Origin of the sequence: Brevundimonas sp. UBA6550 (assembly GCF_002434505.1) — a bacterium.
Taxonomy (GTDB): domain Bacteria; phylum Pseudomonadota; class Alphaproteobacteria; order Caulobacterales; family Caulobacteraceae; genus Brevundimonas.
Window position 1 is genome coordinate 216,186 of sequence record NZ_DJKE01000008.1, and the last position, 18,559, is coordinate 234,744.

Annotated in this window: 15 protein-coding genes, 1 tRNA gene and 1 pseudogene; 13 read left to right on the forward strand and 4 right to left on the reverse strand. The window is 67.0% G+C overall.

Annotated elements, in window-relative coordinates; translation table 11 throughout:
- The first annotated feature begins 18 nt into the window (after window positions 1-18).
- Window positions 19-891 (forward strand): alpha/beta fold hydrolase, encoded by an 873-nt coding sequence (locus B3Z70_RS08975; RefSeq protein ID WP_292023187.1) that lies wholly within the window; start codon window positions 19-21, stop codon window positions 889-891.
- A gap of 48 nt (window positions 892-939) precedes the next feature.
- Here B3Z70_RS08975 and B3Z70_RS08980 read toward each other — a convergent pair whose 3' ends face one another.
- Window positions 940-2,463, reverse strand: a complete 1,524-nt coding sequence (locus B3Z70_RS08980; RefSeq protein WP_292045397.1) for an MFS transporter — start codon at window positions 2,461-2,463, stop codon at window positions 940-942.
- 593 nt (window positions 2,464-3,056) lie between these two features.
- On the opposite strand from B3Z70_RS08980, the gene B3Z70_RS08985 reads away from it, so the two are divergent.
- The 8 genes from B3Z70_RS08985 (at window position 3,057) to B3Z70_RS09020 (ending at window position 12,050) form a co-directional block, all read left to right on the forward strand.
- Window positions 3,057-4,169 (forward strand): NAD(P)-dependent alcohol dehydrogenase, encoded by a 1,113-nt coding sequence (locus B3Z70_RS08985; protein ID WP_292023191.1) that lies wholly within the window; start codon window positions 3,057-3,059, stop codon window positions 4,167-4,169.
- 56 nt (window positions 4,170-4,225) lie between these two features.
- Window positions 4,226-5,305 carry an MBL fold metallo-hydrolase gene (locus B3Z70_RS08990; RefSeq protein WP_292023193.1) on the forward strand — a complete coding sequence of 360 codons (1,080 nt, stop codon included), beginning with the start codon at window positions 4,226-4,228 and terminating at the stop codon, window positions 5,303-5,305.
- Window positions 5,306-5,434: 129 nt separating this feature from the next.
- Entirely contained in the window at window positions 5,435-6,889 is a 1,455-nt protein-coding gene (locus B3Z70_RS08995; protein ID WP_292045398.1) for an aldehyde dehydrogenase family protein, read from the forward strand.
- Window positions 6,886-8,001: an alkene reductase gene (locus B3Z70_RS09000; RefSeq protein WP_292023197.1), complete on the forward strand. Its 1,116-nt coding sequence runs from the start codon at window positions 6,886-6,888 to the stop codon at window positions 7,999-8,001. The genes B3Z70_RS08995 and B3Z70_RS09000 overlap by 4 nt, the downstream gene beginning before the upstream one ends.
- A gap of 57 nt (window positions 8,002-8,058) precedes the next feature.
- The gene (locus B3Z70_RS09005) at window positions 8,059-9,015 is read left to right on the forward strand and encodes a LysR family transcriptional regulator (RefSeq protein WP_292023200.1); all 957 of its coding nucleotides are present in this window, start codon (window positions 8,059-8,061) and stop codon (window positions 9,013-9,015) included.
- A gap of 154 nt (window positions 9,016-9,169) precedes the next feature.
- A complete protein-coding gene (locus B3Z70_RS09010) occupies window positions 9,170-10,273 on the forward strand; it encodes a Gfo/Idh/MocA family protein (RefSeq protein ID WP_292023202.1) in 1,104 nt (367 codons plus the stop codon).
- Between the two features lie 78 nt (window positions 10,274-10,351).
- On the forward strand, window positions 10,352-11,371 hold the full coding sequence (locus B3Z70_RS09015) for an aldo/keto reductase (RefSeq protein WP_292023204.1): 1,020 nt from the start codon (window positions 10,352-10,354) through the stop codon (window positions 11,369-11,371).
- A 331-nt stretch (window positions 11,372-11,702) separates the two neighbouring features.
- Window positions 11,703-12,050: an ethanolamine utilization protein gene (locus B3Z70_RS09020; protein WP_292023206.1), complete on the forward strand. Its 348-nt coding sequence runs from the start codon at window positions 11,703-11,705 to the stop codon at window positions 12,048-12,050.
- A 176-nt stretch (window positions 12,051-12,226) separates the two neighbouring features.
- Here the strand turns inward: B3Z70_RS09020 and B3Z70_RS09025 are convergent, their stop codons facing one another.
- The gene (locus B3Z70_RS09025) at window positions 12,227-13,582 is read right to left on the reverse strand and encodes a sensor histidine kinase (RefSeq protein ID WP_292023208.1); all 1,356 of its coding nucleotides are present in this window, start codon (window positions 13,580-13,582) and stop codon (window positions 12,227-12,229) included.
- A 13-nt stretch (window positions 13,583-13,595) separates the two neighbouring features.
- Window positions 13,596-13,691 (reverse strand): annotated as a pseudogene (locus B3Z70_RS17245) (hypothetical protein); the annotation flags it as partial.
- Between B3Z70_RS17245 and B3Z70_RS09030 the strand changes: the two are divergent.
- Together B3Z70_RS09030 and B3Z70_RS09035 are read left to right on the forward strand one after the other, a co-directional pair.
- Complete coding sequence (locus B3Z70_RS09030) at window positions 13,653-14,732, forward strand: ABC transporter permease (RefSeq protein ID WP_292023211.1); 1,080 nt, start codon at window positions 13,653-13,655, stop codon at window positions 14,730-14,732. The pseudogene B3Z70_RS17245 and the gene B3Z70_RS09030 overlap by 39 nt on opposite strands.
- A 4-nt stretch (window positions 14,733-14,736) precedes the next feature.
- Window positions 14,737-16,131, forward strand: a complete 1,395-nt coding sequence (locus B3Z70_RS09035; protein WP_292023214.1) for an efflux transporter outer membrane subunit — start codon at window positions 14,737-14,739, stop codon at window positions 16,129-16,131.
- 281 nt (window positions 16,132-16,412) lie between these two features.
- On the opposite strand, the gene B3Z70_RS09040 is transcribed toward B3Z70_RS09035, so the two are convergent.
- Window positions 16,413-16,488 (reverse strand) — tRNA-Lys (locus B3Z70_RS09040).
- 158 nt (window positions 16,489-16,646) lie between these two features.
- On the opposite strand from B3Z70_RS09040, the gene B3Z70_RS09045 reads away from it, so the two are divergent.
- On the forward strand, window positions 16,647-18,059 hold the full coding sequence (locus B3Z70_RS09045; RefSeq protein ID WP_292023216.1) for an amino acid permease: 1,413 nt from the start codon (window positions 16,647-16,649) through the stop codon (window positions 18,057-18,059).
- Complete coding sequence (locus B3Z70_RS09050) at window positions 18,059-18,412, forward strand: Hpt domain-containing protein (protein ID WP_292023218.1); 354 nt, start codon at window positions 18,059-18,061, stop codon at window positions 18,410-18,412. The genes B3Z70_RS09045 and B3Z70_RS09050 overlap by 1 nt, the downstream gene beginning before the upstream one ends.
- Window positions 18,413-18,559: the final 147 nt, after the last annotated feature.

Here is an 18,559-nt window from a genome sequence, read left to right on the forward strand (position 1 = left end):
CCTGAAAAGGAAACTGCAATGAGCCGAACTTCTTTGCCCGCCAAAGCGACCCGCGTTGGCCCCAACTATGTCGCCACCGGCGATGACGTCCTGATCCATTTCAAGGACTGGGGCCCCAGCGACGGTCCCGTCGTGACCCTCAGCCACGGCTGGCCGCTGAACGCGGACAGCTGGGAAAGCCAGGCCCTGTTTCTGGCCGACAACGGCCTGCGCGTGATCGCCCACGATCGACGCGGTCACGGTCGTTCGAGCCAGCCGTGGGACGGGAACGACATGGACCACTACGCCGACGATCTGGCGGCGGTGATCGAAGCCCTGGATCTGAAGGGCATCTCGGCCTTCGGCTTCTCGACCGGCGGCGGCGAAGTCGCCCGCTATGTCGGCCGTCACGGCACAGGCCGTATCGCGCGCCTGGGGCTCATCGCGGCCGTTCCGCCGCTGATGGTGCAGACCCCGGCCAATCCCGGCGGGCTTCCTATCGAGGTGTTCGACGGTCTCCGGTCGGGTTCGCGGGCGAACCGGTCGCAGCTTTACAAAGATATCGCCTCCGGGCCGTTCTTCGGGTTCAACCGCGATGGCGCGACCCCCAGCCAGGGTCTGATCGACAGCTTCTGGGCGCAGGGCATGCAGGCCGGGCACAAGAACACCTTCGACTCGATCAAGGCGTTCTCGGAGACCGATTTCACCGAGGATCTGGCGAAGTTCGACCGACCGACCCTGATCGTTCACGGCGACGACGACCAGATCGTTCCGATCGACGCTTCGGCGCACGCGGCGGGTCGCCTCGTGCCGCACGCCGTGCTGAAGGTCTATCCGGGCGCGCCCCACGGCCTGGCGGACACCCACAAGGACCAGCTTAACCGCGATATGCTGGAGTTCATTGGAAGCTAGCGCCCGAGGTCGACCTTTCATCCCCGGCGCCCTGACGGCGTCGCGGGGTTACGGGATGAAGGCCCGGATGACGAGCGCCACACCGCCCGCCGCAACGCCGCACAGGACGATCGTCTCCGCGAGCGATGCGGCGGGCGGTCGCCATTGCGAGGGGGCGGCGGCGACCGGCGGGGGCGGGGAGGGGGCTGCGCCCGCCTTGAGTTGCACGAGCCTGGCCCGGATGCGGATCGACAGAAGAACTCCGAGATAGACGGCGGTCGCCGTCGCCAGCATCGCCGCCAGGCGCAACGTATCCCGATAGGCGAGGACGATGGCGTCATCCGCCAGCGCCGCCTCGTGACGGGCGCGGGACCAGTCTAGGACGGTGGCGAGAAGGGCATGACCGAGCAGTGCGCCCACGGCGTTGATCAGACCGAACAGCACGATGAAGCTGATGAGCTCCCGGCTTCCGCGCTGCAACGCCTGGGTGACGCCCATCAGCAAGGCTGGTCCGAGGAAATAGGCGCCGGCGAAACCGATGACGAACTGGGAGCCGTAGAACCGCGGCAGGGCGTCCAGGTCGGCCGGCGCGCTCTCGACGAAGGCTGCGACCGCTACGACGGCGACGGCCAGCATCATGGGCCGCGCCAGCTTCTCGACATTGATGGACACCGCGCTGGCGGCGACGCCGGCGGCGGCGCCCATGAGAATGAGACCCGCCAACGCCTCCAGCTGATCCGGCCGGGCCCCCAGGGTGCGCAGCAGATCCATCGCGATCTGCTGCTCAGCCAGAACCAGCCGGGCCATCAGCACGGCCAGGGCGAACCGGGCCGCCTCGCTGCGCGCGAGCCAACGCAGGTCGATCAGAGGCTGTGGCCGCTTCAGCTCGATCCCCACGCCCAGCCCGATAAGGGGGACGGCCGCCGCGAGCGCCAGGGGGATCCAGCCGGGAGACCATCCGGACTCAAGACCCAAGCCAGCTACGGCCGCGACGAGGGCCAGCCCGCCGCCCATCAGGCCGAATGTCGCGGCGTCGAGCGTCTGGAAGACGCGGGTCCGCTCGGTGGGGGGCAGGCGAACCAGCGCGACAGCCGCCAGCGACAGAAGGGCGAGCCCCGCCTCGAACTCGAACAGGGACCGTCGCTCCGACGCCGCGAGCAGGGCGGGGGAAAGGACCATCGCCAGCGGTAGGGCGCACTGAACCACGCCGATGCCGAGGACGAGTCCCCGGATGCGCCATTTCGCGGGCAATGCCTGCGTCATATAGAATAGGCACAACGGAATCAGCGCCGCCGCGGCGATCCCGCTGGCGGCCCGAAGCGCGATGGCGTGTCCGAGATCGGTCGCGGCCAGATGACCGAACGCGAACATCGCATAGAGGCCCAGGAACAGGATGGCGAATGGCCGCAATCCGTACTGCTGACGGAATTTGATCAGAACCAGGTTGGCCGAGATGCTCGTCATCACATAGGCGGTCGGCAGCCAGGCGACCTCGACTGCGGACCAGCCCATCGCCTGCTGAATGGTCGGGGCGTTCACCAGCACGAACGCGCTTCCTAGGCCGGCGGTCAGACCGAGCAGCACCGCGATCACGGCATAGGCGGCGCGCAGCGGCGCCCCGTGCTGCGGGGACGCCGGCGACCCCGAGACAGCCGGCCGCTCTCCCGGTCCGAACAGGCGGTCCTCTTCGGCGAAGAAGCATCCGATGCGATGCGCCAGGCGTCCGGCGCGCGTGAGGGGGCGGTGACTGGACATGGGGCTCAGCTTAAGGGCGGCGCGGCGACGCTTCTCCCCCCAAATGGTTCCGCCAAAGCCAACTCAGCGTAGCGTATCACGCAATGCTCGGACTGCGGACGATGCCGCCCGGGCAGCGCCGGGTTGAGGCGGGGGAACGCCTTTCGCGCCGGCCTTTCGGGGTGATGAGGGCGCCCGCCCGGCCCCGGGAGCCAGTTGGAAAGACCCGTTTTCGGGTTTCCGGATAAGCAACGCTCCGTTCCCGCGCGACCGGCTTCAGTAACGCCGATCCTCATGTTCCTGTGAGGGCCAAGGCGTCGACAGGCGGTTCCCGCAACCCTGATGACGCCGCCCCGCCCGGGTGTCGGAGAAGGACGGCGCCCGCCAGACCCATCACCGGATCGACCGTCGCCCGCCCGGCGCGGCCGGCCCCAGACGAGAGGAGTCGTCGCATGAGCATCGCATCCCGAGCCGCAGTGGTGGATCGGAAGGACGCCCCCTTCGTGATCCGCCCGGTAGTCGTCGAGGAGCCGCGCGCCGACGAGGTGCTGGTCCGGATGGTCGCCACCGGAATCTGCGCGACTGACGCCCACGTCCAGCATCAGCTGATGCCCGCGCCGCTGCCGGCCATACTCGGCCATGAAGGCGCCGGGGTGGTGGAGCGGATCGGCTCGACCGTCACCCATGTCGAGCCCGGCGATCACGTCGTCCTGTCCTATCACTCTTGCGGCCACTGCAAATCGTGTGCGAGCGCCCACGCGGCCTATTGCGACAGGGTCTGGGACGCCAATTTCGCCGGCGCTCGCCTGGACGGGACCTCCGGGGTCCGCGGCGAGGACGGCGAAAGCCTGCACGCCCACTTCTTCGGTCAGTCGTCCTTTTCCACCTATGCGCTGGCCCATGCCCGCAACACCATCAAGGTGGCCCGCGATGTGCCGCTGGACATCCTCGGTCCGCTCGGCTGCGGCTTCCAGACCGGCGCCGGCGCGGTGCTCAAGGCCCTGGATGTCGGGGTCGGCGCCTCCATCGCGGTCTTCGGCGTCGGCGCCGTGGGCCTGGCCGCCATCATGGCGGCGCGGGTCGCCGACGCCATGACCATCGTCGCCGTGGATGTGAACCCCGACCGGCTCGCCTTGGCGCTGGAGCTGGGGGCCACCGACGTGGTCGACGCCCGCGAGGTCGCGGATGTCGCCGCGGCCATCCGGGCGATCGCTCCGCGCGGCGTCGAATATGTGCTCGACACCAGCGGTCGCAAGGAGAACCTGGATGCCGGCGTCGGCGCCCTGGCGCCCATGGGCCATTTCGGTTTCGTCGCCTTCAACGATCATTCCGGCGCCGTGCTGGACGCCTCGCGCCTGACCCTTGGTCAGAGCCTCACCGGCATTATCCAGGGCGACGCTGTCTCGACCCTGATGATCCCGGAGATGATCGACCTGTATCGCGCCGGCCGGTTCCCATTCGATCGCCTGATCAGCTTCTACGATTTCCAGGACATCAATCAGGCATTCGAGGACGCCGGCTCGGGCCGAGTCATCAAGGCCGTCCTCCGCTTCCCCGTCTCGTGACCGCCCGACCGTGTCTTCGGGCGCGGCCCCTTCCACCTCAGACAAGGACGATCGCCATGTGCGACAACCACCAGAAGCCCATCGTGGCCTCCGACACCCCGGCCTTCTTCGGCATCGACCACTACGGGTTCCCCGAAGCCGGCGAACACCCGGCCGATCCGCCGAGCTACTATCCGCCGTATTTCTTGAGCGAGCGCTTCCAGCGGCTGGGTTACCACGTCGAGGAGCTGCGCGACGGCTTCCACTGGGTGACGAGCGGCGGCTATGACGCGGCCTTCGTGGTCACTGCCGACGGGGTGATCGCGATCGACGCCCCGCCGACCCTGGGCGAGAACATGCTGGAAGCCATCCGGGACGTGACCGACAAGCCGGTCACCCATGTAATCTACAGCCACTGGCATTCGGACCATATCGGCGCCGCCGAGGTGTACGGATCGGATGTAGAGATCATCGGCCACGAGATCACCAAGGAACTGCTGGAGCGGTTTCCAGATCCGAAGCGTCCCGTCCCGACCCTGACCTTCGACAAGGCCTACACCTTGATCGTCGGCGGGGTGACCCTGGAGCTGTCCTACAAGGGCGAGAACCACTGCCCGGGGAACATCTTCATCTGGGCCCCTGCCCAGAAGGTGCTGACTGTGATCGACATCATCAGCCCCGGCAGCGCGACCTTCATGCACTGCGACGCCTCGCAGAACATCTCGGGCTGGTACGAGGCCCAGGCCCAGCTGATGGAGTACGACTTCGACTTCCTCGTCGCCGGCCACCACATGAGCTACGGCACGCCGGACACGGTGAAAGCGTCCATCGAGTATTTCGCCGATGTGCTGGAAGGCGCCCAGGCGGCCATCGACCGCTTCTCCCGGTCCGACGTCCTGATCGACATCCTGATCGAGCCGGGCCTCGACAAATTCTGGGTCGGCACCGAGAACTGGATCAACTCGATGACCAACTTCGCGACCAAGCACGTGCTTGAGAAGCGGAGCAGCAACGGACAGCTGTGGTCCGAACGTCTGGCCGGCGTCACCACCCAGACCAAATACCACGCCTACACCGTGCTGGAATCGATCCGCCTCGAGCGGAACCGGCCCAACTACCGTCTCAAGGGCGAGAACCCACCCCCGTTCTACGCCTGACCGGTCGGCCGACCCCCGTCGCGAAACATCCCCACCCGCGCGGCGGAGGCCGAACAGGGCGGGGCGCCCCGTCCCTTCCCCCCGAGCGCCCCGCCCACACCGGCCCCAAGCCCACAAGGGAGACCTCTCATGTCATCGTACAATGGACGCAACTGGATCGGCGGTCGGCACGTCTCGGCGTCGCGCCTGACGACCTCGATCGACCCGGCGACTTATCAGCCGATCGGAGATTACCCGGACGACGGAGCCAAGGCGGCCGCCGCCTCCATCTTCGCGGCGAGGACGGCCTTCGCGCGCTCGGCGTGGCGGCATGACGCCGAACTGCGCGCCCGGGTTCTGTTCCAGATGGCCGACGCCGTAGAGCGCAATCTCGATCGGTTGATCTCGGTCCTCTCCCTGGAGAACGGCAAGATCCGCGGCGAAGCCAGCTTTGAGGTCGCCGCCGTTCCTGGCAAGCTGCGCTACTGGGCGTCGATGGCCCTGACGGAGAGCGGCCGGGCGATCACACCCCGTCCCGGCAGCCTGTCGGTGATCCTGCGCCAGCCAATGGGTGTCGCGGGGGTCATCGTCCCCTGGAACTCACCCGTCATCCTGGCGGCGCGCTCCTTCGCTCCGGCGCTCGCCGCCGGCTGCACCGTCGTCATGAAGATGCCGGGGCAGACGGCGCAGACCGCCAGCGTCCTGGCCGAGGTCCTCGCCGAGGCTGGCGACCTTCCCGCCGGGGTGATGAACATGTTTGTCGAGAGCGGCGCCGAGGGCTCCGCCCTGCTCGTCGAGAGCCCCGACGTTCCCACCATCAGCTTCACGGGCAGCACCCGCACCGGCGCCGCCATCGGCGCCGTTGGGGCCCAGCGCATGAAACGGATGGGACTGGAACTCGGCGGCAAGGCGCCGATGATCGTCTTCGACGACGCGGACCTCGAGCCCATGCTGCCGGTGTTGGAGAAGGCCCTGACCATCTTCGCCGGCCAATTCTGCATGACGGGCTCGCGCCTGCTCGTCCAGGACAGTCTCTACGAGGTCGTTCGCGACCGACTGGCCGAACGGTTGCGCAAGGTCCGCGTCGGTCCGGCCTCGGATCCCGACAGCGACATGGGTCCCCTGATCGACCACCAGAACGTCGAGCGCGTCGACGGCGTGGTGCGCGCCGCGCTCGCGGCCGGGGCCGGGGCCGTCGTTCGTGGCGGGCCCATCATCGAGGGGCCGCTCGCCTCCGGCGCCTTCTTCCGACCCGCCATGCTCGAGGTCGCGGACAACAGTCTGGCCATCGTGCAGCAGGAGACCTTCGGACCGGTGATCACCGTCCAGAGGTTCGCCGACGAGGCCGAGGCCATCGCCCTGGCCAATGACAGCGTCTTCGGCCTGTCCGCCAGCGTCTGGACCCGGGACCTGGACCGCGCCCTGCGCGTCGCCCAGGCGCTCGAGGCGGGCAGCGTTTTCGTCAACGACTGGGCCAAGATTTTCGACGGCGCCGAGGAGGGTGGCTTCAAACAGTCCGGGCTCGGCCGCCTCAATGGTCACGCCGCCATCGAAGATTTCATTGAATACAAACACATCGCTCTGAAGCCTGGAGTCGCGTCATGACCGCCGTCGATTTTGAACCGGGAGACGCCGCCGGCGCGCAGGTCCCTGGCGTGGACTGCCTCTTCGACAAGGTGAAGCTTGGACCGAACCGTCTGTCCAACCGGCTCGTCATGGCGCCCATGACCCGCAATCGGGCCGAACCGGACGGGACGCCGGGCGCGCTGGCCGCCGAATATTACAGCCAGCGTGCGGGCCTGGGCCTGATCATAACCGAGAGCACCCAACCGTCCGAAAACGGTCAGGGCTATATGACCACGCCCGGCATCTACACCGACGCCCATGTGGCCGGCTGGCGCCGCGTGACCGACGCCGTGCACGATCGCGGCGGCCGAATCGTGATCCAGCTGGCCCATGCCGGCCGGATGTCGCACCCGGACAACACGCCCCACGGCCGGCCGGGTCTGGCGCCCAGCCCCGTCGGACCGGGCACGGGCATCTTCACCCCGTCGGGCATGCAGCCGATCCCGACCCCTCTGGAGATGTCCGACGATCAGGTCCGGGCGGCGGTCGAGGAGTTCCGACACGCCGCCAGACGGGCGATCAAGGCGGGAGCCGACGGCGTCGAGATCCATGGCGGCACAGGATATCTGATCCATCAGTTTCTCGGCGTGAGCTCCAACTACAGGACGGACGACTGGGGCGGCGCGATCGAACGGCGCGCTCGGTTTGCTGTCGAGGTCGCTCGCTCGGTAAGCGCCGAGATCGGCGCGGAGCGCACCGGCATCCGCCTGTCGCCCGGCGCCAACATCTTCGGGATCGACGAGGGCGTGGAGGCCGAGGCTCTCTATCAACATCTCGTCGTGGAGCTCGATCATCTGAATCTGGGCTACCTGCACATCACCCAGTTCGGCGAGGACGCCGTGGTGCGCGCCCTGCGAAGGCTCTGGGGCGGCGCCTTAATACTCAACCGGCCCGGCAGGCCGCGAGAGGCGATCGGCTCCGACGTCGAGAGCGGGCTGGCGGACTTCGAGGCCTATGGGCAGCTTGTCCTCGCAAATCCCGACTTCGAGCGCCGGCTGCGCGAAGGCGCCCCGTTCAATGACGCCGACCGCGCCACCTTCTACGGGGGCGGGGCGGCGGGCTACGTCGATTACCCACGGCTTCCGGATTGATCCTCCGAATGGGTATATCGTTGCGATCGATGGCAGGGGTCTTTAAAAATCCAGACTATGGATTTGCACGGCATCGACCTCAACCTTCTCGTGGCGTTCGACGCCCTGATTTCGGAACGGAGCGTGACGCGGGCCGGCATGCGGATCGGACGCACTCAGCCGGCGATGAGCGCCGCCCTGATGCGTCTACGACGTCTGATGGACGACGAGCTGTTCGTGCGCGGGCCGCAAGGGCTTCAGCCGACCCAAAGGGCGCTCGAGCTTGCCGAGCCCATCTCGGTGGCGCTCGGCGATATCCAGCGGACCCTGGAGTTCACCCAGGGGTTCGATCCGGCCCGCTCGGGCATGAGCTTCACACTGGGTTTATCCAGCCATGCCGAGACGGTGATCCTCCCGCGGCTCATGGCGATCCTCAGCGATCGCGCGCCGGGGGTCGATCTGCGCGTCCGATCCTTCACCGGCCGCGACGACGCCATCCGCATGCTCGACGCGGGGGAGGTGGACGTCTCGGTCGGAATTCCACCCTCGGCCACGGCGCGCATCCTGACCGCCCGACTGTTTCAGGAACGGTTCGTCTGTGTGGTGCGCAAGGATCATCCCTTCGCGCTTCGTCCTCTGGATCCGAAGACTTTTCAGGCCCTGGCCCACGTCGTGGTCTCGCCCGAGAACGAGGGAATCGATGTCGCCGATGCGGCGCTGGCCAGCAAGGGTTGGTCGCGACGGGCCGCCGCGACGGTCGGGCAGATGTCGACCGCCCTGCAACTCGTGGCCGGGTCCGACATGATCGCCACGGTGATGGAAAGCGCCGTCACCCAGTCGGCGCAGGCCGATCGTCTCGCCATGCTGGAGTTTCCGCTCGCCCTGAACGCCGTGCCTTTCGTGCTGGCTTGGCACCGGCGCAACGACGTCCATCCCGCCCAGACCTGGTTGCGAAGCTGCTTCCTGGGCGCCTTCCCCCACGTCTGGCAACCATCGCATCCGGTCTGCGCGGATCTGCGCCAGCAATACTACTGACGGCCGTTTCCGCCCACGGGGCCAGTGACGGGCTGATCATCCATCGCGTGGATGTATTGACATCCCAGATATCGATTTCCCCGACCTCGAGCGGCTCCCTAGATCGATCTGCGAGACGCGGCATCGCGCTCACCGTTCTTTCCGGAGCTGATCAATGACCAAACCGAACTTTCGTGTCGGCATCATCGGGGCGGACACCGCCGCGAGCTGGGCGGGGGCCTCTCACGTGCCCGCGCTGGCCGCCCAGCCGAACCTCGAGCTAACCGCCGTCGCCACCCGTCGGGAGGAGAGCGCCCGGGCTGCGGCCGAAGCCTTCGGCGCCGAGCGCTGGTACGCCGACCCCTATGCCCTGATCGCCGACGAGACCATCGACATCGTCACGGTATCCGTGAAGGTCCCTGCCCACCGCGATCTCGTGCTGGCCGCCCTCAAGGCCGGCAAGGCCGTCTACAGCGAATCTCCCCTGGGCGTCTCGGTCGCTGAGACGGAAGAGATGGCCGCCGCCGTCGGCGACCTGCACACCGCCATCGGTCTGCAAGGGCGGCACAATCCGGCGGTCAGGCGCGCGGCAGAACTGGTCGAGACGGGCGCGATCGGAAGACTGATGTCGGCCCGGGTTCTCGCCACCACCTTCGGCTATGGACCGCAGTCGCCGAGCGTCTACGACTATTTCAACAAGGCGGTTTCGGGGGCGAGCTTCCTGACAATCACCACGGGTCATGTGGTGGATGTAATCGAGGCGGTGCTGGGCAGGGTGACCGAGGTCGACGCTCGCACCGAGCTTCTGTGGCCCGATATCGAGATCGTCGACACCGGCGAGACGTCGCGCCGCGAAATCCCGGATCATCTCGACATGATCGCCAAGACCACGAGCGGAGCGCCTGTGTCGGTGCAGGTCCTCGCCGGCGTCCCTGCCGATCAGGCCAATTTCACCTTCGAGATCCGCGGCTCGGAGGGGTGGATTAAGCTGACGGGCTCTCATTTCGCGGGCGTCCAGGTCGGCGACCTCACCCTGGCAGCCAGTGTTCCATTCGACGCGCCGGACGCGCAGGTCGCCAATGGCGAGGGGCCGACGGCCGCCGAGTTCTGGGCCGGGGCGTCGATCAATGTGGGCGAGGTCTACGCCTCGCTCGCCAGAGACCTTCAGGCGGGGACCTATACGACCCCGGGTTTCGCCCACGCCCTGCACAACAGCCGCCTTGTCGCCGCGATCGAACGGGCGGCTCAGACCGGAGAGAGGCAGCGCATCGACAGCTGATCGCCCACCTGCGGTCGTCGCGGCGCGCGCCGTGGCGACCGGGACCGCAGTATTTTCGAAGCTTCAGGGAGACGCGCGATGAAGATGCGCAAACTGGGCGGAAGCGGACTGTTCGTGTCGGAGCTGAGCTTCGGCGCCATGACCTTCGGCGGAACCGACGGCCTGTGGGGCCAGGTCGGCCGATTGGGGCAGGACGACGCCAACACCCTCGTGCAGGCGGCGCTCGAGGCGGGGATCAATACCTTCGACACCGCCGACGTTTACGCCAACGGACGCAGAGAGGAGATTCTCGGGCGCGCGCTCACGACTATCGGCGTGTCGCGGGACGATGTCGTGATCGCCACCAAGGGCTTCAGCGCCATGGGGGAGGGCCCCAATCGTCGCGGGGCGTCCCGTCGACACCTGATCAGCGCATGCCGGGCGAGCCTGCAGCGCCTCGGTCTGGATCATATCGACCTTTATCAGGTGCACGGCTTCGATGCGTTTACGCCGATCGAGGAAACAGTAGAGGCGCTCGACACGCTCGTACGCGCCGGCGATGTTCGCTACGTCGGCCTGTCCAACTGGGCTGCCTGGCAGATCATGAAGGCGATCGGCATCTCGCAGGCGCGCGGTCTCGCTCCGGTGACTTCCCTGCAGGCTTACTACACCCTGGTCGGGCGTGATCTGGAGCGGGAGATCGTGCCGATGCTGACCGCCGAGCGGGTCGGTCTTATGGTCTGGAGCCCTCTGGCGGGCGGCTATCTGACCGGGAAATACGCCAATGGCGGCGACGCGACCGGTGGGCGGCAGACCGAGCTCGACTTCCCGCCGATAGACAGGAGTCGCGGAGAACCCCTTATCGAGACGCTCACGGGCGTCGCCGCCAAACACGAACGGCCACAGGCCCAGATCGCCATCGCCTGGCTGCTGCATCAGCCCGTGGTCTCCACCGTGATCGTCGGCGCCAAACGGGTCGAGCAGTTGCAGGACAATGTCCGGTCCACCGAGGTCAAGCTGGACGCCGAGGATTTGGCCGCGCTGGACAAGGTCAGTCGATTGCCGAGCGAGTACCCCGGCTGGCTGCTCAACCCGTCCAAATGGCCGTCGCAAGGATGAGTATGATGTCTTTCGCCGATGTCCCGCTCCGTCTGCTGGAGACGGATGTTCGATTATCACGATGTCGTCGGGATGAGCCTCGCACGTCAAATCCCCGACGGCGACCTTGTTCTGACCGCTCAGCGCCAGCTCTACGCTACGACGCGCCGGGCTGCTGCTCTTCGGCAACATGGCGGCGTACGAGTTTCACGACGATCACATCCGCATTTTTTGGGACTGTTTGCAGCCCCAGGACGTTGAAGCATTGGATGCGGAAGTATTGGCGCCGTCTGCGAACCGCCCGTTGGTGAGCCATGACCAGCCGATCCCTTAATCGAAGGAAGGACATCTCATGAAGGTCAGCAAGCTTAGGCGCGAAGACGCAGTCATGGAACGGGCGCCCGACCAGTCCGGCGACATATTCAACGGCGATCTAGTGAACGACAAGGATGGCGGGCCCATCACGATCGGGTTCGGCCGCTACGAGCCCCATCAGCGGCTGGAGATCACCTTGAAAGTCCATGACGTAATGATCGTCCAGGAAGGACGACTGACCGTCACCTTCGACGACCGTACGGAAGAGGTGGTTCCGGGTGAGATCGTCTACATGCCGACCGGGCAGACGGTGATCATCCAAACGGGGGAGGAGCGGGCTCTGACAGCCTATGTGACCCACCCGCACTGGAATACGCCGGAATGATCTGAATGATCGTTCCGCTATAAACCGCCGACCGCTCAGGGGCTCTCCAGCGGCAGACGTGGGGCGATCGCTGTTCAAGTCGGGGTTACAGCCACACCCCGGCAGAGTCATCTTTCGCCCGAGATAGGGAGTTCTCGCGCCCACATTGGGGGAACATCACGTCTCCCGAAAATGGATCAGGCGGTCGTCTGGCGAACGGCCAGCGGAAGGTGGATAGAGACATCGGCGCCTCCGCGCGGTCCCTCGCCGATGGAAACCGTTCCGCCATGCAGCTGGGCGATCTCCTTGACCAGCGCCAGCCCCAGTCCCGAACCCGTGCTGCGCGGCTTGAGACGATGGAAGGGCTCGAATACCTTACGCCGGGCTTCAGGGCGGATGCCTTGGCCCTCATCGGCGACGCTCATCGTTCCGCCCTTCACCGTGACCGTGATCGGACCGTCGCCATGCTGCAGGGCGTTCATGATGAGGTTGGACAGGGCGCGGCCGAGTGCTGGCCCATCCCCCGCAACGACGCTCGATCCGATCAACTCCAGCCCGATCTCCCGGTTGGCCGAAATCGCCAGGGGGGCCAGATCGGCGGCGCATTGGCGCGCGAGCTGTCCGAGGTCGACGGCGGTCCGCTGGCCGACGCCTTGGTTGATCCGCTGCAGATCCAGGAGTTGCTCGCATAGTAGCGCCAGCCGCGTGACGTCCTGGGTCAGGGCGGTTCGATCCATACCGGCGGAGAGGGACTCGATGCGGGTCTGTAGGATGGCCACTGGCGTGCGCAACTCATGCGCGGCGTCGGTCATGAACCGCGCCTGCGACGCATAGCCTTCCTCAAGCCGGTCGAGCGCACTGTTCACAGCCGCGATCAGCGGCGCGATCTCGCGCGGAAGGCGCCCCTCGGACAGACGGACGCCCGGCGATCGCACGTCGATGCGGCTCGCCTCATCGAGGACGACCTCGAGCGGCGCCAGGGTCCGGCGCACGGCCAGCACGATCAGGGGAGCGGCGCCCAGGGCCATGAGGATGGTCAGCGGCAGGCCATAGACCGCAAAGACCACGAGGGAACCCCTGAGGCTCTGCCAGACGGTCAGCTTTTGGCCGACGCCGATGATCAGGGCGGCCGGGCGGCCATCGACCTCCGTCTTGAGCATCCGCGCCGAGGGAAACCGGCGATCGGGGTCGGTCCAGTATGAGATGCGGTGGGCGAACTCCAGTTCGCCGATCCGAGCCTCAAGCGCGGGATATTCCGCGGGAAGGACGCCGTGCCGCAACTCCCGACCGTCCGCGTCCCGGAGCACGAACCAGAAGTCCCTGGTCGCCTTCATCGCCGCCACAGCCCGTGTTTCCCGCAGGGCGAGGCGACCGTTCGCATCGACGTGGATCGCCTTCTCGATGGCGACGATCTGTTCGGCGGACGCCTCGTCCACGACGATCCCGGAGATCGCCAGACCCGTCAGCACGACGGCCGTCATCAGGGCGGCCAGGACCACATGGATCAACACCACCCGACGGATCAGACGCCAGCCCAGCGAAGAGGATTTCAATGCGGGGTTTCCTTCACAAGATGGCCCACGCCCGCCCGACGGCCTCGAGCTTCTGTCTGAGCCGGGAGATATGGGCGTCCAGGATGTTCGAAGCGATTTGATCGTCATAGCCGTAGACCGCCGTCTTCGACGGCGGCGCGCATTAGCACCCATTCCGCCCGACGGCGATCTGGAGGCCGGCAGGATCCGCACCCTGGTGCCCGCCGACGCCGACGCTCTGGCGGATCAGCCCTATGTCGACAGCGTGACCCCGACGGTCTCGACCAACGTGACCGTCAAGCGCGCGGCCGTCGCCGTGGACGCCGCCGTGACCGGCGTCGGCGCCGACTTCTTCCGTGCGCGAGGTCTGGAACTGGCCAAGGGCCAGGCCTTCGACGCCCAGGACGTCCAGAGCTACAGCCAGAATGTCGTGATCGACGCCAACACCGCGCGCGACCTCTTCCCCGATGGTGTCGATCCCCTGGGACAGGTCATCCTGCTGGGCGCCATGCCGGCCCGCGTGGTCGGGGTGACCGAGCCGGAGAACTCGCTGGGGCCGGCCAGCGACACCCTGACCATATACGCCCCCTACACCACCGTCATGGGCCGGATGCTAGGGCGGCCGAATGTGGACGGCATCACCGTGCGGATCAGCGACGACGTTGATCCCGGGAATGTCGAGAGCGCCATCTCACGCCTGATCGAGCGACGGCACGGAGCGAAGGACTTCTTCCTCACCAACTCCGCCACCATCCGCGAGACGATCGAACAGACGACGCGGACGCTGACCCTGCTGATCTCGTCGGTGGCCGTCATCTCCCTCGTCGTCGGCGGCATTGGGGTGATGAACATCATGCTCGTCTCTGTCACCGAACGAACCAAGGAGATCGGCGTGCGGGTCGCCGTCGGCGCACGACGCAGCGACATCCTCTCCCAGTTCCTGATCGAGGCGGTTCTGGTCTGCCTGGTCGGCGGCTTCATCGGCGTGATGCTGGCGCTCGGCATCGGCTTCCTGTTCGGCCTCGTCAGCCCGGACTTCAAAATGATCTTTTCTCCCGGATCCATCATCATGGCCTTCACCTTCTCGACCCTGATCGGCGTGGTCTTCGGGTTCATGCCGGCCCGCAACGCGGCGAAACTCGATCCCATCGAAGCCCTCGCGAGGGACTGAGGTCATGACGCAGTCCTCGATCTTGTCCCTGACAGCCGTCGCCCTGACCCTGTCGGCCTGCGGAGCCTCGCGCTCGGTCTATGAAACCCCGACGCCCGTCGGTCCCGTCCAATCCAGCTGGAGCCAGCCGAGCCTTCCCGTCACGCCCGCCGACCTGTCCGGCCCTTGGTGGTCGCGCTTTGACGATCCGGCGCTGGACGCCCTGGTCGCGGACGTGCTGGAGCGCAATCAGAACCTGGCTGCGGCGGGCTGGCGTCTTCGACAGGCCAGGGCGCAGGCCGATCTGGCCGCCAGCCGTCGGACGCCGATCCTGTCAGGCGGCGCCAACGCCTCGGCCAGTCGTCCTTTCGACAGCGGACCGACCATTCGGGCTCACGATGCGAGTCTGGGCGTCGCCTATGAGGTCGATCTGTGGGGACGGCTCGCGGCCCAGACCGATGCGGCCGGCTGGGCGGCGTCGGCGACCGAGGAAGACCTGGCGGCGACACGGCTGTCCCTGATCGGTTCGACCGTCGATCTCTATTTCCAACTGGCCTACCTCAACGAGCGCCTGGCCCTCGCGGGCGCCAATCTCGCCGCCGCCGAACGCCGCCAGGGGCTGGTCGACGTTCGCTATCGGGCGGGCGAGGAATCCGGCCTGGCGGTCCAGGAAGCCCGCGAAAGTCTGCTCGCCCAGCAGACCGTCATGTCGCAGTTGACCCAGCAGCGGGTGGAGGCGCGCAACGCATTGGGCCTGTTGCTGGGCTCCGGTCACGGCGCGGCCCTGGACGACGAACCCGTTCGCGTGTCGGATCGCATCGCGCCCGTGCCGGACGCCGGGCTGCCGGCGGAGTTGCTCGCCCGTCGTCCCGATCTGCGGGCCGCCGAGGCCCGGCTTCGATCCCTGCTGGCGGAAGCCGATGCCACCCGCGCCAGCTTCTATCCGACCCTCTCCCTGACGGGCTCGGCAGGAGGATCGAGCGAGAGCCTGAGCGACCTGCTGTCCAACCCGGCTGGGACGATCGCCGGCGCCCTGACCCTGCCGTTCCTTGATGCCGCCGGCCAGCGGCTGACGAACACTTCCGCACGCGCCGGTTACGAAGCCGCGCGCCTCGAATTCCAGCAGACGCTGGTTACGGCGCTGTCGGAAGTTGAGGAAACCCTTTCCAGCAGCCGGGAACTGGCGGTGCAGGGCGCGCTTCGAGAAAAGGCGCTGGACGTCGCGCGTCGGGCCGAGGCGATCAACGAGGCGCGCTATCGCGCCGGAGAGATCGCACTAAGAGACGTCCTTGAAAGTCAGGATCGTCGCCGCGCCGCCGAGGTGGCGCTGATCGACAATCGCTTGGCGCGATTGGCGGAGGTCGTCGATCTGCAGTCGGCGCTGGGTGGAGAGGCCAGAGGGGTGGGAACTTTGGATTGAAGATGTCCTCCAACTGAACTCGAACTGAAGCCCTGCGACCGAGGTCATACATCTGCTTCGTCGCGCTTTGGAACCTGCGTTACATCCGTAGGCATGCGGGCGTCGCTGCCCGCCCACGCAAAATGCTGACGTATCGCGTAGCCTCCCGCCCGCCGGGCCGCTGGCTTACCAAGCGATACCGAACCCGCTAGCGCGATCCTCCGTTGTTCTCGCCGTTCTGAAACGGAAAAACGGCGCCTCTGGCTACACTCTCTATTGTCTCGGCAAGATCAAAGAGACGATGGTGGGTGATCACAGGTTCGAACTGTGGACCCGCTGATTAAGAGTCAGCTGCTCTACCGACTGAGCTAATCACCCACACCGATCGTCATGTCTTCGGCGGCGATTGCCCTTGCCGAAGGGCGCTCCTACTACCCAGCGGTTCGGGGGTTGGCAAGCGCTTTCGCAAACTTTCTTTCGCGGGCTATGGTCCCTGCGGAATCAGTCGCGGGGCGGCTGTGTGGGGAGTGAGCATCATGGCCTTCTGGAACCGGCGTCGATCCATCGACGCCATGCTGACGCCTCACGACGGGCCGCGACTGAAGCCGACGCTGAGCTGGCCGCACCTGCTGGCCCTGGGCGTGGGGGCCATCGTCGGCACCGGCATCCTGACGCTGATCGGGGTGGGGGCGGGGCTGGCGGGGCCGGCGGTGCTGATCAGCTTCGGCCTGGCGGGTCTGGTCTGCGCCTGCGCGGCCCTGGCCTATGCCGAGCTGTCGACCATGATGCCGACGGCGGGCAGCGCCTACACCTATTCCTATGCCGTGCTGGGCGAGATGATCGCCTGGGTCGTGGGGTGGAGCCTGATCCTGGAATATTCGCTGGTCGTCTCGGCCGTGGCGGTGGGTTGGTCCGGTTACGCCGTCGGCTTCCTGAGCGGGCTGGGGATCGACCTGCCCACGGCCCTGACCGCCGGGCCGCACGCGGGCGGGATCGTCAACCTGCCGGCCGTGGCCATCATCGGGGTGGTGACGGGCCTGCTGCTGTTGGGCACCAAGGAGAGCGCGACGCTGAACGCGGTGCTGGTGCTGATCAAGATCGCGGCCCTGGTGGTGTTCGTGGCCATCGCCCTGCCGGCGTTCAAGCCCGAGCATTTCACGCCCTTCATGCCCAACGGCTTCGGCGCGCCCTTCGTCCAGACGGGCGTGATGGCGGCGGCGGCGATCATCTTTTTCGCCTTCTATGGGTTCGACGCCATTTCGACGGCGGCCGAGGAGACCAAGCGGCCCGAGCGCGACCTGGCCATCGGCATCGTGGGATCCATGCTGGTGTGCACGGCGCTTTATCTGGTGGTGGCGGCCGCCGCCATCGGCGCGCGGCCCGTCGCGACCTTCGCCAGCAGTCCCGAGCCGCTGGCGCTGATCCTGCGCCAGATGGGGCAGGGGACGGCGGCCCAGTGGATCGCGGCGGCGGCGGTCGTGGCCCTGCCGACCGTGCTGCTGGCCTTCCTGTTCGGGCAGAGCCGCATCTTCCTGGGCATGGCGCGCGACGGCCTGCTGCCGCGTCGCCTGGCCAAGGTGTCCAGCCGGGGCGTGCCGGCGGTGGTGACGGTCTTCACCGCCATCGTGGTGGCCATCCTGGCGGGCCTGTTGCCCCTGGACGAGCTGGCGTCGCTGGCCAACGCCGGCACGCTGGCGGCCTTCTGCTCGGTCGGGGTGTGCCTGATCGTGCTGCGCATCCGCGAGCCGGGCCGCAAACGGGTGTTCAAGGCGCCGCTGTGGCCGCTGGTGGGGGCCATCAGCGTGATCGGCTGCATCGTCTTCTTCCTGAGCCTGAAGTCGGTGACGCAGATCGGCTTCGTGGTCTGGAACGTGATCGGGGTGGCGATCTATCTGCTGTGGTCGTCGCGGAACTCGCGCCTGGCCAAGGGCGAGGAGACGGCGGCCTGATGGCGTTGCGCGATCTGTCGGGCGCGGTCGATTTCGCCGTGCTGGAAGGCATGACGGGCGGCGACGACGCCATCAACGAGGAGGTGTTGGGCCTGTTCGTCAACCAGTCCGGCCTGTGGTCCGTGATGCTGGACCCCAAGGCCGAGGGCTGGCGCGACGGGGTCCACACGATCCGGGGCGCGGCGGCGGGAATCGGCGCGCGCGATCTGGCGGCGACCTGCGCCGAGGCGGAAGGCGTGGATCAGACGCTGGCCGCGCCGGCGCTGGAGCGGGTGCGCGATGCGCTGGAGGCGGCGCTGGCCGATGTGGCGGCCTATCGCCACGAACTGATGCTGCGCGGCCTGAAGGGCTGAGGCTGCCGGGCGGAAGTTGGACTCGGAAAAAACAGTCCAAGTGTCCAAGTGAGTCCAACTTCGGCAAACGAGGCGCGCAGCGATGTCAAAGACCGGACGGCCATTATAGGGCGCCTGGACAGGGTGTTGGGTCGATTGACGCTGCTG

Bases quoted from the DNA above. Each gene is read 5' to 3' on its own strand.
- B3Z70_RS08975 (WP_292023187.1), top strand. From the start codon at position 19: ATGAGCCGAACTTCTTTGCCCGCCAAAGCGACCCGCGTTGGCCCCAAC.
- B3Z70_RS09050 (WP_292023218.1), top strand. From the start codon at position 18,059: ATGGCGTTGCGCGATCTGTCGGGCGCGGTCGATTTCGCCGTGCTGGAA.
- B3Z70_RS09045 (WP_292023216.1), top strand. From the start codon at position 16,647: ATGGCCTTCTGGAACCGGCGTCGATCCATCGACGCCATGCTGACGCCT.
- B3Z70_RS09010 (WP_292023202.1), top strand. From the start codon at position 9,170: ATGACCAAACCGAACTTTCGTGTCGGCATCATCGGGGCGGACACCGCC.
- B3Z70_RS09015 (WP_292023204.1), top strand. From the start codon at position 10,352: ATGAAGATGCGCAAACTGGGCGGAAGCGGACTGTTCGTGTCGGAGCTG.
- B3Z70_RS09000 (WP_292023197.1), top strand. From the start codon at position 6,886: ATGACCGCCGTCGATTTTGAACCGGGAGACGCCGCCGGCGCGCAGGTC.
- B3Z70_RS08995 (WP_292045398.1), top strand. From the start codon at position 5,435: ATGTCATCGTACAATGGACGCAACTGGATCGGCGGTCGGCACGTCTCG.
- B3Z70_RS09005 (WP_292023200.1), top strand. From the start codon at position 8,059: ATGGATTTGCACGGCATCGACCTCAACCTTCTCGTGGCGTTCGACGCC.
- B3Z70_RS08990 (WP_292023193.1), top strand. From the start codon at position 4,226: ATGTGCGACAACCACCAGAAGCCCATCGTGGCCTCCGACACCCCGGCC.
- B3Z70_RS09020 (WP_292023206.1), top strand. From the start codon at position 11,703: ATGAAGGTCAGCAAGCTTAGGCGCGAAGACGCAGTCATGGAACGGGCG.
- B3Z70_RS09035 (WP_292023214.1), top strand. From the start codon at position 14,737: ATGACGCAGTCCTCGATCTTGTCCCTGACAGCCGTCGCCCTGACCCTG.
- B3Z70_RS09030 (WP_292023211.1), top strand. From the start codon at position 13,653: ATGGGCGTCCAGGATGTTCGAAGCGATTTGATCGTCATAGCCGTAGAC.
- B3Z70_RS08985 (WP_292023191.1), top strand. From the start codon at position 3,057: ATGAGCATCGCATCCCGAGCCGCAGTGGTGGATCGGAAGGACGCCCCC.